We start from the raw sequence: 13489 nt of genomic DNA on the forward strand, positions 1-13489 counted from the left end.
CCGGCGGGAAACACATTAGTCAACAAGGAGTATTGAGTTTTGGCGATTGAGGTAGGGAATATTTTTGAAGGCCGTGTCACCGGCGTAAAACCGTTTGGCGCGTTCGTTGCGCTGCCGGAGGGCCGCGTGGGCATGGTCCACATTTCTGAGGTGTCCAACGAGTATGTGCAGGACATTGCAGCTGTGCTGCATGACGGCGACACCGTGAAGGTGCAGGTCATCAACGTGGCACCGGACGGCAAGATCGCGCTGTCCATCAAGCGGCTGCTGCCGCCGGCACCCCGCGCTCCGCGTGAGGGCCGCGGCCCCCGCCCCAACAACAACGGCCCGCGGGAAGGCGGCTTCCGCCGCAACGGTCAGGGCGGCCGTCCCCAGGGCGGACGCGGCCCGGCACGGGACGCAGCGCCCCGCGTCTGGCAGCCCAAGGCCCCGGCCAAGAGCGACAACCTGAGCTTTGAGGACATGATGAGCCGCTTCAAGAGCCAGAGCGAAGAGAAGATGGCCGACCTCGACCACGAGACCAACAACCGCCGGGGCGGCGGCTACGCACCCCGGGGACGCCGCGGCAGCCGCTGAGCCGTCCGCACAAGACGAAGAAGCTTTGGGCCTGCCCCCAGCGGGGCGGGCCTGTTTTTTGGTGCGGCATGCCGCATCCGACAGGAAAGGAAACCAGAATGCCTGCAAAATTTGAACTCATCGCCCCCTGCTTTTTCGGGTGCGAGTCCACGGCCAACTTTGAGCTGCGCCGCATCGGCGCCGAGGACATTCGGGTCAGCGATGGCCGTCTGACCTTCAGGGGCGGCGCGGATATGATCGCCGCCGCCAACCTCAACCTCCGCACCGTGGAGCGCGTGATGCTGCTCCTGAACACCTACACAGCCACCACCTTCGACGAGCTGTTCGACGGCGTCTACTCCATCCACTGGGAAGAGCTGCTGCCTGCCGACGCGGCCTTCCCGGTCACCGGCTCTTCGCTGAACAGCCAGCTGTCCAGTGTGCCGGCCTGCCAGAGCATCATCAAAAAGGCTGTGGTCAAGCGCCTGATGCAGGGCCACCGCACCACCAGCCTGCCCGAGACCGGCGCGGAGTATAAGATCCGCTTCATGCTCCGCAAGAACGTCTGCGAGATCATGCTGGACACCACCGGCGACGGCCTGCACAAGCGCGGCTACCGCCGCAATTCCATGGAGGCCCCCATCCGTGAGACACTGGCCGCTACCATCGCCGATCTGGGCCGCGTCCGCCGCGACAGCCTTGTGGAAGACCCCTTCTGCGGCAGCGGCACCCTGCTCATCGAGGCCGCTCAGAAGGCCATGAACATTGCCCCCGGCCTCAAGCGCCGCTTTGCCGCCGAGCGCTACAGCTTCGTGCCTGCCGCCATCTGGGCCGAGCAGCGCCAGAAGGCTCTGGCCGACTCCAAGCTGGACGTGGGCTTTGAGGCCTTCGGCTACGACATCGACCCCGCCGCCGTGGCTCTGGCCAACGCCAACGCCAAGCTGGCCGGCGTGGAGAAGCGCTGCCACTTCGAGGTGGCCGATGTGGCCGATTTCGCCGCCAGGAGCGAGGCCATCGTCCTGACCAACCCCCCGTACGGTGAGCGCATGAGCACCATCGAGGGTGCTGCCAAGCTGGCCCGCACCCTCGGCCAGCAGATGGAGGCCCACCCCTGCGCCGGTGTCTACGCCATCACTGCCGATATGGATTTTGAACACCACTACGGCAAGCGGGCCAACAAGCGCCGCAAGATGTACAACGGCATGATCCCCTGCCAGCTGTATATGTACTACAACGCCCCCAAGTTCGAGAACCGCCCCGCAAAGCCCATGCCCAAGAGCGGCTTTGACGGCAAGCGCACCCAGCCCGGCCACACGGGGCGTTTCGAAAAGAAATAAGATGCACTAGAAGGCCGCACTGAAATCGATTCCAGTGCGGCCTTTTCTATAAGAATTTACAAAAGAACGGTTGAACGCTGACGAAAAATAGATTATACTAGTCTACAGCTGTGGGGAAGCGGTCTTCCCCTGCAAGAAAGGCTGCGCCCGGCGCGGCCCGCGAAAGGAATGAACAGAATGAAGGGACGTATGCGGCCCTATCTGCCGGAGCTGACCATCCGGGATTACAACACCTATCAGTGGTATCAGCGCGGCGTCCGCCGCCAGCTCTACACCACCTATGGGCTGTATTCCTGCTATGGTCTGCGCTACAACGGCGTCCTGTTCGCGGTACTGGCCGACAGTCTGGCGGGCCGTCCGGCCACCTGTAAGCGGATGCGGGAGCCGGGTACGCTGGTCTGGCGGCAGATGATGTGCCAGACCCAGGGCATCCGGCTGGCCGCACAGGTGGAAGTCCTGCTGAGCTGGCACCGCATCCAGGATGCCCAGTGGGCCGACCTGCCCTTCTATAAAAAGGCACGGCGGGTGGTGGACACCGTCCTGCTGCGGCGAGCCTACCGGAAGGCCGCCGCTGAGAACCCGGCACTGGAGCGCATCTTCGTACAGGAGCGGGACCAGGCCAACGTCCAGATGACCCTGAACGCCAAGAACTATCTGCTGGCCGCAGAGCCGAAGGGCAACCTCTACGGCGCGCTCTACTCGGTGCTGGCCACCGACGACCCCAATCAGCGCAAAAGTATGCACTACATCGGCAGCTGCATCGGCCGGGCCGCTTATCTGCTGGACAAAGCGGAGAGCTTTTCCCGGGACAAAGATAAGGGCCGCTACAACGTCTTCCTCGTCAACGGCATCAACGACAGGAACGCCGCCCGGGAAAACGCCCGGCGGCAGGCCCTCGCTGCGGTCAACGACCTCGTCCGCGCCTACGGGATGCTGGACGTCAAGCTCAACCGCACCCTGCTGGACAACATCATGATCTTGGGCCTCCGTCACGCCATCGAGCCGCTGGACGTTGAGAGCCAGCCGGTACAATGGGAGCTGCCATGAAGGGACGCAAAAGTAAAAGCTGGGCCATGGCCTACTGCGGCATGGCCGCAGCGCTCAGCGTGGTCCTGATGCTGCTGGGGGCTGTGTTTCCCATTGCGATGTTCATCGCTCCGGCGGTGGCCAGCTTTCTCATCGCCACAGTCTGCGTGGAGTGCGGGAAGACCATGGCTCTGACGGCCTATGGCGCGGTGAGCCTGTTGAGTCTGCTCTTCGTGCCGGACAAGGAAGTGGCTCTCACCTTTGTGTTCCTGCTGGGGTACTATCCGTTGGCAAAGCCTTATTTCGAGCGGATACGCCCGGCCCTGCTGCGGGCTGTTTGCAAGCTGCTGCTCTGCAACGGCGGGATCCTGGCGATGTACGGGCTGGTGCTGCTGCTGGTCCCGGCGGGCAGCATCGCCGAAGAGCTGCGCACTACGGCGCTGGCCGTCTCGCTGGTGACGCTGGCCATGGGCAATACAGCCTTCCTGCTCTATGACCGGGCGCTCCACAATATGCTGATGCTCTATAAAGTGGTCTGGCAGCCGAGGCTCCACAAAATGTTGAGCGTCCATTGACGGATGTGGGACTTTGTGATACAATACCGCTGACCTTTTCCGTCGGCTTCTGACAGCTCCGAAAGGAGCTGTTTTTGTTTTCAGGAAGGCGGCGGAAAGAGCAGAAAGAGGGGATAAACGACTTCAGTTGACGAAAAAGCGCCGGGCCACGCGGGTGACAGCCGTGAGGGTGACGAGGAGAGGGATCATCGAAAGTTTCGGCGGGTGTTCCTCCGGTTGAAACGGGAGCGATAGCTTCCAGGGCTTATACCAGCCGCAGAGAAGGGCAAAAAACGGCAGCAATACCGCAACAGAATCCTTTCAAAGAAAGCCATACAAGAACATAGACTGATCGTAAGAGGCTGACAGCCGCCGTGTGCGTTCGCGCCGTGCTGTCGGCATGGAGGTGTTTTGTATGTGTGGCATCGTAGGTTATTCGGGTAAGCGCAGCGCTCAGGAAGTGCTGCTGAACGGTCTGGAAAAGCTGGAATACCGCGGCTATGACTCCGCCGGCGTCGCGCTGGCGCTGGAAGGCGGCATCCACGTCGTCAAGAGCAAGGGCCGGCTGGAAGTGCTCCGCCGCAAGCTGGAGGCAGAAAACCTGCCCGAGAGCTTCTGCGGCATCGGACACACCCGCTGGGCCACCCACGGCGAGCCCAGCGACGTCAACAGCCATCCCCACTCCACCCCCCGCGTGAGCATCGTCCACAACGGCATCATCGAGAACTACGGCCCTTTGAAGGCCGACCTGATGGCCAAGGGCGTCACCTTTGAGAGCGAGACGGACACCGAAGTACTGGTCAAGCTCATCGACTACTTCTGCTGCGCCCAGCCCAAGCAGAGCCCTCTGGCAGCCCTGCGGGAGGCGCTGGCGATGGTGCGGGGCAGCTATGCGCTGGGCGTGCTGTTCCGGGAAGAGCCGGACACCATCTACGCCGTCAAGAAGGAGAGTCCCCTCATTGTGGGCTGGGGCGAGGGCGAGAACTTCGTGGCCTCCGATATTCCGGCCCTGCTCAAGTATACCCGCCGCTACAGCGTCCTCGAGGAGGGCGACATGGCGGTGGTCAAGGCCGACGGCATCCGGTTCTACGACGCCTTCGGCAAGCCGGTGGAGCGGGAAGTGCTGACCGCCGACTGGGACGAAGAAGCCGCTGAGAAGGGCGGCTACCCCCACTTCATGCTGAAAGAGATCCATGAGCAGCCTGCCGCGATCACGGCCACCGTCAGCCCCCGCGTGGAGAACGGTATGCCCGACCTCCGCATCCCGGAACTGAGCGATGAGAAGCTGCGCAGCATCAAGAACATCCACCTCGTGGCCTGCGGCACGGCCATGCACGCCGGTATGGTGGGCAAGACTGCCATCGAGCGGCTGGCCCGGGTCCCTGCCGAGGTGGACATCGCCAGCGAGTTCCGCTATCGTGACCCCATCCTCGACCCCGACGACCTCGTCATCATCATCAGCCAGTCGGGCGAGACCAGCGACACGCTGGCTGCCCTCCGCCTCGCCAAGAGCAGGGGCGTGCCGGTGCTGGCTGTCGTCAATGTGGTAGGCAGCTCCATCGCCCGCGCAGCGGACTACGTCCTCTACACCTACGCCGGCCCGGAGATCGCCGTGGCGTCCACCAAAGCCTATATGGTGCAGCTCTGCACCCTCTACCTCTTCGCGTTCCGTCTGGCCTACGCCAGAGGCCGTCTGAGCGAGGCAGAGACCCGCCGCCTGACCGCCGAGCTGCTCCGCGCCGGTGAGGTCATCCAGCCTCGTCTGGCCGACTGTGAGCAGATAAAGTACCTCGCCAGCCGCTTCGTCAACACCCAGAGCTGCTTCTTCATCGGGCGCGGCTTCGACTACGCCCTCTCACTGGAAGGCAGCCTGAAGCTCAAGGAGATCAGCTACGTCCACTCGGACGCCTACGCTGCCGGTGAGCTCAAGCACGGTACCATCAGCCTCATCACCGACGGTGTGCCGGTCATCGCGCTGGCCACCCAGAAGCAGGTGTACGAAAAGACCATCTCCAACGCCAAGGAGACCAAGAGCCGCGGTGCGAGGGTCATCCTCTTCACGACGAAGGACGTTGTCGTCCCGGAGGGCGTGGCGGACTATGTGGTACGTCTGGACGACTATGACGAGCTGCTGATGCCCCTGCAGCTCATCGTGCCGCTGCAGCTGTTCGCCTACTATATGGCCGTCCTGCGCGGCTGTGACGTCGATAAGCCCCGCAATCTGGCCAAGAGCGTGACAGTGGAGTAAATAGAACAAAAAAGGAAAGCCTCCCCGGCTGGGGAGGCTTTCCTTTTTATCTAAGATTCAGAGAGTTACCAGAACCAATAGCGTTTCTTGATGACGATGTAGGCAATGATGATGCCCACGATGACCACAAGGCCCGCGATGAAGAAGGTCATGTCCACATGGGCGAAGCGGAGATTCTGGGTGGTCAGCAGGTATTCGCCCGCCGTGTCCGCCTCGAGGACATTATCCTTGTAGCTGTTGAGGAACTGCCACTTGCCCTTGACGGCATTGTGCAGGTAGACGCGGGTGTAGGCGGCGTTGTCGCCGGTCATCTCGACCTGAACGACGCCCGGCAGAGCCTCGCCGCCGTTGAGGGTGAAGGTGACGCCATACTCAGAGGGGGCAAAGCTCAGGGCTGTGCTCACCTGCGCGGAGGTGCTCTTTACATCGCGGCCCGCGATGCGGATGGTGTAGTTATCGGCCTCGACCACGAGGGTCTTGCCGTTCAGACGGAGGGCATTCAGCATCTCGCCGGTGATGGTGGGGACCTCGCGCTGTGCGAAGGTCACTTCGTCGGTGCCGTCGGCCTCGATGGCCTCCACGACGGGGTCGGTGATGACCTCACCGTTGCTGCCGTCAGTGCTGCCGCCGCCATTGCCGGAGCTGGAAGCATTCCGGTTGACGATGACCGTCACCGAAGCGGACGCCGTGCCGTTGGAGACGACGATGGAGGTCGCGCCCGTACCCACGGCAGTGATGACGCCCTTGGCGCTCACAGTGGCCACCTTGGTGTCATTGGACTTGAAGGTGAGGGACTGGGAGGCGGAAGACGGGGTCACTTTGCCGGTGATGGTGCGGCTGGCACCCGGTTTGAGGACGACATAGCTCGTGTTCAGGTCGATGGACTGACGGTCTACGCCGCTGTTGACGACCTTGACAGTGGCCGATGCGCTCACATCGCCGCAGGTGGCGGTGATGGTGGCGGTGCCGGGGGCGACACCGGTGACTTTGCCGAAGTTGTTGACGGTAGCCACAGCGGGATCCGAGGAGCTGAGGCTCACGCTGGCGTAATTCGATGCGCTGGAAGGCAGCACGCCCAGCGACAGGGAAGTGGTCTCGCCGACAGCGATGGTGCTGGAGGCCAGCGTGATGTCCATCTCCTTGACGATCATGGATTCATCCAGCTCGGTGGTGATGGTGTAGACACAGCTCACGCCGTCTGCGCTGGCGATGACCTGCGCCGTGCCGACGCCCACCGCCTGCGCCACGCCCTCAGACGTCACGTTCACGATGGTGCTGTCGTTGGACATAAAAGTTACCGTGGCATTGCGTGCGGCCTTTGCGGGCAGAATGACCGGTGAGAGCTGCTGCTGCGTCCCTACCGTCATGGTGGAGGCGTAGCTGCCGGTCTCGACGCTCTCCACAGCCGCAGCGGACCAGGGCAGAGAGAGGGCAGCGGCCGCGTTCAGGGGACCGGCTGCAGAGGCCGGAAGCGCAGCGCCGGCGGCCAGCAGGCCCAGCAGAGCGGTGCTCACGGCCAGCATTTTCAGGTTCAGTTTCATTCTTTCGTACCTCTTTGGGCGTTGATGTGAGCGCTTAGCGGAACAGAACGCCCAGAGCTTCCATCGCGTATTCGAAATAGGTCAGCTTGTCGTACTCCACGCGGGCGGTGACGCTCATACCGTTGGACAGATCGACCTTATCGCCGCTGTTGCTGATGACGTAGGTGCTGTCCGGGGTGATGGTCATTTTGTAGTAGGAGCCGGAGGAGCTGGCGGTCACATCGCTGTCGATGGAGGTCACGGTGCCGGTCAGGGTGCCGTAGGAATACTCCGACAGGCCGGTGATGGCGATCTTGCAGGGGTCGCCCACATGGAGCAGCGGCCGGTCGCTGAGGGTGACGTAAGCCACCACCTCGAGGTCGCTGTTCTCGCTGGCGACGGTGGCCAGCGGGGTGCCGGCGCTGAGCACCATGCCCACCTTATAGGGCGTGTCCATGTGGATGACGCCGGAGGTGGGAGCATAGATGTAGTAGTCGTTGGCGCCGGTGCTCAGGGCGTCCATCTGGCTCTGCAGATTGTCGATGTTGCTCTGCACACTGGTCAGGCTGGCGGAGATCGACTGCAGGGTAGAGTAATACAGGGCCTCCACCTCGCTCTGGTTCTGCTCCATCAGGGCCTTGATCTGCTCATCGGAGTAGCCTGCGGCCTGATAGGGCGAGGCGTCGAAAGCCTTCTGGGCAACCTGGCTCTTGTAGGTCTCGTACTGGTAGTAGTAGGGCTGGTCGTCAATGTCCGTCTCGCTGAAGTAGTTCTTGTCGTCCTGAATGGACTTGACCAGCTTCTCGTATTGGCTCTTCTGCTTTTTGTAGATGTCCAGCTGGCTCTGGATGCTGTCCTGCTGCATGTCGAGGTCGGTGCTCTTGATGTGAGCGATGAGGTCGCCCTCATTGACGTAGGTACCCTCGGCGATGTTCAGCTCGGTGATGGAGCCGGAGTAGCTGGACATGATGTAGGTCTTGTTGGCGGCCTGCACCGAGCCGCTGGACTGACTGACGTAGGTGCGGTAGTTTTTTGTGCTCCACACCACGAGGAAGAGGATGAGGGCAGCCGTCAGGAGAATGAGCGCGTAGCCAAAAGGCGGCAGCTTTTTCTCCATCATGATGCGGCGGTCCTGCAGCTCGTTGATGTCGCGGATGGTCGTCGTCATATTACTTTGTCTCCATAAAGGTATCCACAACGCCCTCGTCATCATCCTGATTGACGAAGATGGTGTAGACAGTGCCGGTCAGCTCGAGCTCGTGCTCAAAAGCCATGATGTTCAGCTTCTGGGAGGCAAGGCCGCTCTGGCTCATGGGTCCGACGTAGTGGGCGTACAGGCAGTTGCGCACGCGGAGCACAGCGTCCATGGAGTAGCCGGCCTCCATGCGGGGGATGAGCTGGGTGGCCTGCTGCATCATATAGACTTCGGGCTGGGGGTTGGGGCCGGCGGGCAGTTTGATGCACTGCACAAGGGGGCCGAGGGGCTGTGCGCCGTTGCTTTTGATAAAGTTGTGCATCTGGGTCAGCACGATCTGCATATTGTTGAACTCTTCGGGCTGGATGCGGCGGCTGACCACATTGGTCAGCTTGAGGGTCTTGTTTTCTGCGGTCTGGATCTCTCTCATGATTTTATACCACCTGTTCTTGGTTTCATTGCTTGTAATAGGCAATGGTAAAATGTAACGTATCACTCTACTGTGTTAAGACGCTGTTGAATCGTGCGGTCGATTTGAGTGCAAACCGCTTCAAATTGCCGATTTACTTCGCGGTTGGAAAACCGCAGTACCTCAATTCCATACTGCTCAATGATGCAGCTTCGTTCGTGGTCGTAAAGCTGTCCCTGTTCTGTATAGTGTTGAGAACCGTCCAACTCAATGACCAGTTTCGCTTCTGCGCAATAAAAGTCAACGATAAAAAATTCTATCACACGCTGTTTATAGATTTTTATCGGATAATCACGCAGAAAACCAAACCAGAGCTTACGCTCCTGCGGGGTCATCTCGTGGCGCAAATGCTTTGCACGAGAATTTAAGCGGCGGTCATAGGGCAGATTATGTACAGGCATACAGCGTCTCCTGTTTCGCTATGGCCGAAAGTCAGTGGCTTGCGGTCAGGCTGTCCTTTGTCCAACCTCTCAGTCTGCTTCGCAGACAGCTCCCCTGGTAGGGGAGCCTCTGGCGAGGAGGCAAAGCTTTGCGGAATGCCAAAGCCTCCCCTCGTTAGGGGAGGTGGCACGGCGTCAGCCGTGACGGAGAGGTTGAGTCCAGCAGAGGCGTTTCGGGTAAGTCTACATCTTGCCATTACCTATTACTATATCAAAGTAATAAGTCCAAATTGTAAACTTCGAAATAACTTAATAAAAAAATAAGGTATGCCCGGAGGCAGGTGCCTCCGGGCATACCATTACGAGGCATTATCATCCAGCGGCCCGAAAGCCACTAAACGAAATACACTTCAGATTTTAGGGGTTACTGATTAGACACCAAGATTACCGTCTGCGTCGGTAATGCCGGAAACGGCGTCGTTGAAGCCGATCTTGGCAGGAGCGGTGCCCAGGGTGTAGACGACAGAAGCCATGCCCAGAGTACGCATGACCTTGTTGCCGAAGGTCATGTCGTCGCCATTGACATCACCGTAGATGTTCTTCTTCAGAGCGCCGTTGTCGCCGAAGATCTTGTTGTCATCGCCCCAGTTGCCGCTGAACATAACGCCCAGAGTGGAGTTGACAGTCTTCTGGAAGAAGGAGTTGCTGATCAGAGTGATCAGGTTGGTGTTGAACTGCTTGACGTTAGCAGCGCCCCAGACAGGAGCGGTGGTGTCAGCCAGGATGGAGAACAGGTCAGCGCCGCCGTAGACGACCTCAGAGTTAACAGCAGTAAAGTTTGCAGGCATCATCATAATGAATTACTCCCTTCAAATGAATGAAAAACAAATTTAGTCGGCTCAGTTTCCGGATGCGCATCCAGCCAAAAAGCCATTTATGTAACTGCGTGCGCACGCAGCTGCAACGAATTAGTAGGTGATGGACTCGCCATCGTCCTCGTCCTCCACCACCTTGGCGGCAGAGACAGGGGCTGCGGGCTTCGACCCGCGCTTCTTATCGCGGAAGATGCCCTGCTGCAGGCTCCAGAGCTCATAATACTTGCCCTGCTTTTCCAGCAGCTCTTCGTGGGTGCCGCGCTCTACGATCTCGCCGTGGTCCATGACCAGGATGAGGTCACAATCACGGATGGTGGAGAGGCGGTGGGCGACGATCAGCATCGAGCGGTCTGCAAGCTGGTTGTAGATCATATCAAAGATGGTATTCTCTGTGCCAAAGTCCAGACTGCTGGTGGATTCGTCCAGGATATAGAGGTTCGCATCCTTCAGGAAGGCACGGGCCAGTGCAAGGCGCTGCTTCTCACCGCCTGAGAGGCCGTTGCCGGCTTCTTCCAGATAGGTGTTGTACTGCAGCGGCAGCTTGCGGATGAACTCGTGGGCATCTGCCTTCTTGGCAGCGGCCTTGACCTCATCGAGGCTGGCTTCCGGTCGGGAAATGCGAATGTTGTCGTAGATGGTCTTGCTGAACAGCTCGACGTTCTGGGGGACATAGGCGATGGCACGGCGGACGGATGCATTGCTGTACTCGTCCAGATCGACGCCGCCTACGCTGATGGTACCGCTTTCCGGCTCATAATACTTGAGCAGGAGTTTGGTGATGGTGGATTTGCCGCTGCCGCTGCTGCCCACCAGTGCCACCTTCTTGCCATAGGGGATGGTGAAGGAGACGTGGCTCAGGGCCGGGGAACGGCTGCCGTAGCGGAAGGAGACATCCTTGAACTCAATGTCACCGTCGATTTTTTCCATCTCGGTGTATTCGCGGGTCTCGTCCTGCTCGGACTCATAATCCATGATCTCGGTCAGACGCTTGATGGAAATCTGGGCCTGCTGGATGGACATCTGCAGACTGACCAGCTCGCTGACCGGGTTCGTAAAGTAAGAGGAAAGAGTGCTGAACGCCATATAGCCGCCCAGCGTCATCTCACCATTCAGCACCTGCATGATACCCACATAAGAGGTGACCATACCGAGGATGGTGGTGATGAGGGTGGAGATAAGGGACTGCACCGTGCTGATCTTGCTGGAGCGCAGGCTTATCTTCAGGCTCTTGATGTATTCCCGCTCCAGAGCTTCCAGCTCACGGTCCTCTTCGGCGTTGCACTTGACGGTCTCGATGCCGCGGAGGCTCTCGATCATCTGGCTGTTGAGGATAGCAGACTGCTGCATGGTCTCTTCGTTGATGCGCTTGAAGGGCTGCTTGAAGATGAACACCAACAGGATGCTCAGCAGGGTGGTGAAAATCGAAATAGAGAAGAGGGTGGCATTCATCCGGAAGAGGATGACGCCGGTGACGCAGGCCATCACGACATCCATCACGACGCTCAGCGCAATGCTGGTGAACACCGATTTGATGGTGCTGGCGTCGGAGTAGCGGGTGGTGATCTCGCCGGTCTTGCGGGTGGCAAAGAACTTCATGGGCAGTTTGAAAACATGCCCGAAGTAGCCCAGCATCAGGGGAATATCGACCTTGATGGACAGATAGATGAGCACCCACTGCCGCACCATACTGATGAGTGCGCTGGTGACGCTCACGATGCTGAACACCAGAATAACAGCCACCAACAGGCTCTTCAAGCCGTAGGGGAGTATCTCATCCATCAGTATTTTGTTATACATCGAGGATGCGATACCCAGAACGGTCATGATGACCGAGCTGAGGATGGCGTAGAAGAAAAGCTTTTTCTGCGGCAGCAGCAGGTCGAGGAAACGCTTGACCATGCTACCCTGTTTCTGCTTGCCTGCCTTGAACTCCGAGGTCGGGGTCATCAGGAGCAGAACGCCGGTAAAGTTCTTGTAGAACTCGTCGAGTGAGATTTTTTTCAGCTCTTTTGCCGGGTCGCCGATGATGACGTAGTCGCGGCATCTGAACTTCTTTCCTTCGTCAGCGCACTTCTTGCGCTCCTCTTCCTGCCGGAGCATGTGCCGACGCCGCTCGCCGTCGTCTTTGATGGTGGTCTTCTTGAAGACCGTCACAAAGTGGGCCAGACCCTCGTCGGTGATGACCTGTGCAATACAGGGAGTGGTAAATTCGCTGAGGAAGTTTTCCCGGTCTACGCGGACGGCGGCGGTGCTGAATCCCAGCTCCTGCGCTGCCTTTTCCATACCGGTCAGGTTTGTGCCTTTCAGGTCGGTACCCATCATGTCCCGCAGTCGGGTGATGGTGATCTCCTTTTTGTAATGGAGGCACACCATTGCGAGACAGGCGGCAGCGCAGTCTGTGGTGTCGTGCTGCCGGACATAGGTATAACGCATAGATGCTTCCTTTGTGGTTTCTATTTCAAAACGCCCGCCTTGTGGCTGAGGACGATTTGGCGAAGAAGAAAGGGCTTCCATTCCTGACGCCTCACCCGCTTCTCCAATAAAGCAGCATACAACTCTCTGCCTCGCACTGCCCTGCGACAAAGCGGGGCAGAGAGTAGCTGCTATCAAAAGAAGGGAGCGCCTACCCTTTGATCATTTTGACCGGCCCGGAGAGGGGATTTTGACGTACCGTCTCCTAAACCTTGGGCATAGTATAACACATTCTGTCGGCTTCTTCAAGAGGACAATTTTTAATAAACCCTTAAATTTTGAAAAAAATGTGAAAAAAGTCTCAGTTTGGTAACAGGAAGGCAGCAAAAAGGAGCGGCGAATCTTTCGATTCGCCGCTCCTTCAATAGCTCTTTGGGAAAATCTCAGATGAGATTAGACATTGGTGCTGGCGACATTCTTGACAGTGAAGATCTTAGCGTCAGAAGTGCCCAGAGTGTAGACAACAGAAGCCAGACCCAGAGTGGTCATGATCTTGTTGCCGAAGTTCTGGTCGTCACCACCGGGAACACGACCAACCTTGTACAGAGCAGTGAGGCTGCCGTCGTCGCCGAACAGCTTGTTGTCATCGCCCCAGCTGCCGCTGAACATGGTGCCCAGAGTAGCGTTGATCACACGCTGGAAGAAGCTGTTGCTGACCAGAGTGATAATGTTGGTGGAGAACTGCTTGACATTGGCAGCAGTCCATGCGTTGGGCAGGTAGTCAGCCACAGCGCCGCCGTAGACGACCTCTGCGTTCACAGCAGAGAAGTTTGCAGGCATCATCATAATGAATTACTCCCTTCAAATGAAAAAACGAATATAATCGGTCCCCTCCCGGTTGCGTAGGTTTTCCCGGTT

At 58.9% G+C, this 13489-nt stretch carries 12 protein-coding genes; 5 read left to right on the top strand and 7 right to left on the bottom strand.

Annotated features, from left to right (window positions below):
* Nucleotides 1-39 precede the first annotated feature (39 nt).
* The 5 genes from AAAU26_RS06410 to glmS all read left to right on the top strand — a co-directional run bounded on the left by AAAU26_RS06410 (nucleotide 40) and on the right by glmS (nucleotide 5720).
* Nucleotides 40-576, top strand: coding sequence for a S1 RNA-binding domain-containing protein (locus tag AAAU26_RS06410; protein ID WP_158388180.1), 537 nt, complete (start codon nucleotides 40-42; stop codon nucleotides 574-576).
* A gap of 98 nt (nucleotides 577-674) precedes the next feature.
* Entirely contained in the window at nucleotides 675-1892 is a 1218-nt protein-coding gene (locus AAAU26_RS06415; RefSeq protein WP_217211192.1) for a THUMP domain-containing class I SAM-dependent RNA methyltransferase, read from the top strand.
* 177 nt (nucleotides 1893-2069) lie between these two features.
* On the top strand, nucleotides 2070-2939 hold the full coding sequence (locus tag AAAU26_RS06420) for a DUF5685 family protein (RefSeq protein ID WP_217211191.1): 870 nt from the start codon (nucleotides 2070-2072) through the stop codon (nucleotides 2937-2939).
* The gene (locus AAAU26_RS06425; protein ID WP_227619138.1) at nucleotides 2936-3493 is read left to right on the top strand and encodes a hypothetical protein; all 558 of its coding nucleotides are present in this window, start codon (nucleotides 2936-2938) and stop codon (nucleotides 3491-3493) included. The genes AAAU26_RS06420 and AAAU26_RS06425 overlap by 4 nt, the downstream gene beginning before the upstream one ends.
* Nucleotides 3494-3887: 394 nt before the next feature.
* Complete coding sequence (gene glmS, locus AAAU26_RS06430) at nucleotides 3888-5720, top strand: glutamine--fructose-6-phosphate transaminase (isomerizing) (protein ID WP_207676439.1); 1833 nt, start codon at nucleotides 3888-3890, stop codon at nucleotides 5718-5720.
* A 65-nt stretch (nucleotides 5721-5785) separates the two neighbouring features.
* Here glmS and AAAU26_RS06435 read toward each other — a convergent pair whose 3' ends face one another.
* The 7 genes from AAAU26_RS06435 to AAAU26_RS06465 all read right to left on the bottom strand — a co-directional run bounded on the left by AAAU26_RS06435 (nucleotide 5786) and on the right by AAAU26_RS06465 (nucleotide 13417).
* Entirely contained in the window at nucleotides 5786-7261 is a 1476-nt protein-coding gene (locus tag AAAU26_RS06435; RefSeq protein WP_227619139.1) for an Ig-like domain-containing protein, read from the bottom strand.
* A gap of 34 nt (nucleotides 7262-7295) precedes the next feature.
* Nucleotides 7296-8408, bottom strand: coding sequence for an HlyD family secretion protein (locus AAAU26_RS06440; protein ID WP_207676441.1), 1113 nt, complete (start codon nucleotides 8406-8408; stop codon nucleotides 7296-7298).
* A gap of 1 nt (nucleotide 8409) precedes the next feature.
* Nucleotides 8410-8865, bottom strand: a complete 456-nt coding sequence (locus AAAU26_RS06445) for a hypothetical protein (RefSeq protein ID WP_158402282.1) — start codon at nucleotides 8863-8865, stop codon at nucleotides 8410-8412.
* 62 nt (nucleotides 8866-8927) lie between these two features.
* Nucleotides 8928-9305: an endonuclease domain-containing protein gene (locus AAAU26_RS06450; RefSeq protein WP_227619140.1), complete on the bottom strand. Its 378-nt coding sequence runs from the start codon at nucleotides 9303-9305 to the stop codon at nucleotides 8928-8930.
* A 410-nt stretch (nucleotides 9306-9715) separates the two neighbouring features.
* Nucleotides 9716-10138 carry a hypothetical protein gene (locus AAAU26_RS06455; protein ID WP_227619141.1) on the bottom strand — a complete coding sequence of 141 codons (423 nt, stop codon included), beginning with the start codon at nucleotides 10136-10138 and terminating at the stop codon, nucleotides 9716-9718.
* 114 nt (nucleotides 10139-10252) lie between these two features.
* The gene (locus tag AAAU26_RS06460) at nucleotides 10253-12592 is read right to left on the bottom strand and encodes a peptidase domain-containing ABC transporter (protein ID WP_227619142.1); all 2340 of its coding nucleotides are present in this window, start codon (nucleotides 12590-12592) and stop codon (nucleotides 10253-10255) included.
* Between the two features lie 432 nt (nucleotides 12593-13024).
* Nucleotides 13025-13417 (bottom strand): hypothetical protein, encoded by a 393-nt coding sequence (locus AAAU26_RS06465; protein ID WP_217211175.1) that lies wholly within the window; start codon nucleotides 13415-13417, stop codon nucleotides 13025-13027.
* Nucleotides 13418-13489: the final 72 nt, after the last annotated feature.

It is taken from the genome of Faecalibacterium longum, assembly GCF_040094125.1.
Taxonomy (GTDB): Bacteria; Bacillota; Clostridia; order Oscillospirales; family Ruminococcaceae; genus Faecalibacterium; species Faecalibacterium longum.

Bases quoted from the DNA above. Each gene is read 5' to 3' on its own strand.
- AAAU26_RS06415 (WP_217211192.1), top strand. From the start codon at position 675: ATGCCTGCAAAATTTGAACTCATCGCCCCCTGCTTTTTCGGGTGCGAG.
- AAAU26_RS06420 (WP_217211191.1), top strand. From the start codon at position 2,070: ATGAAGGGACGTATGCGGCCCTATCTGCCGGAGCTGACCATCCGGGAT.
- AAAU26_RS06425 (WP_227619138.1), top strand. From the start codon at position 2,936: ATGAAGGGACGCAAAAGTAAAAGCTGGGCCATGGCCTACTGCGGCATG.
- glmS (WP_207676439.1), top strand. From the start codon at position 3,888: ATGTGTGGCATCGTAGGTTATTCGGGTAAGCGCAGCGCTCAGGAAGTG.
- AAAU26_RS06435 (WP_227619139.1), bottom strand. From the start codon at position 7,261: ATGAAACTGAACCTGAAAATGCTGGCCGTGAGCACCGCTCTGCTGGGC.
- AAAU26_RS06440 (WP_207676441.1), bottom strand. From the start codon at position 8,408: ATGACGACGACCATCCGCGACATCAACGAGCTGCAGGACCGCCGCATC.
- AAAU26_RS06445 (WP_158402282.1), bottom strand. From the start codon at position 8,865: ATGAGAGAGATCCAGACCGCAGAAAACAAGACCCTCAAGCTGACCAAT.
- AAAU26_RS06450 (WP_227619140.1), bottom strand. From the start codon at position 9,305: ATGCCTGTACATAATCTGCCCTATGACCGCCGCTTAAATTCTCGTGCA.
- AAAU26_RS06455 (WP_227619141.1), bottom strand. From the start codon at position 10,138: ATGATGATGCCTGCAAACTTTACTGCTGTTAACTCTGAGGTCGTCTAC.
- AAAU26_RS06460 (WP_227619142.1), bottom strand. From the start codon at position 12,592: ATGCGTTATACCTATGTCCGGCAGCACGACACCACAGACTGCGCTGCC.
- AAAU26_RS06465 (WP_217211175.1), bottom strand. From the start codon at position 13,417: ATGATGATGCCTGCAAACTTCTCTGCTGTGAACGCAGAGGTCGTCTAC.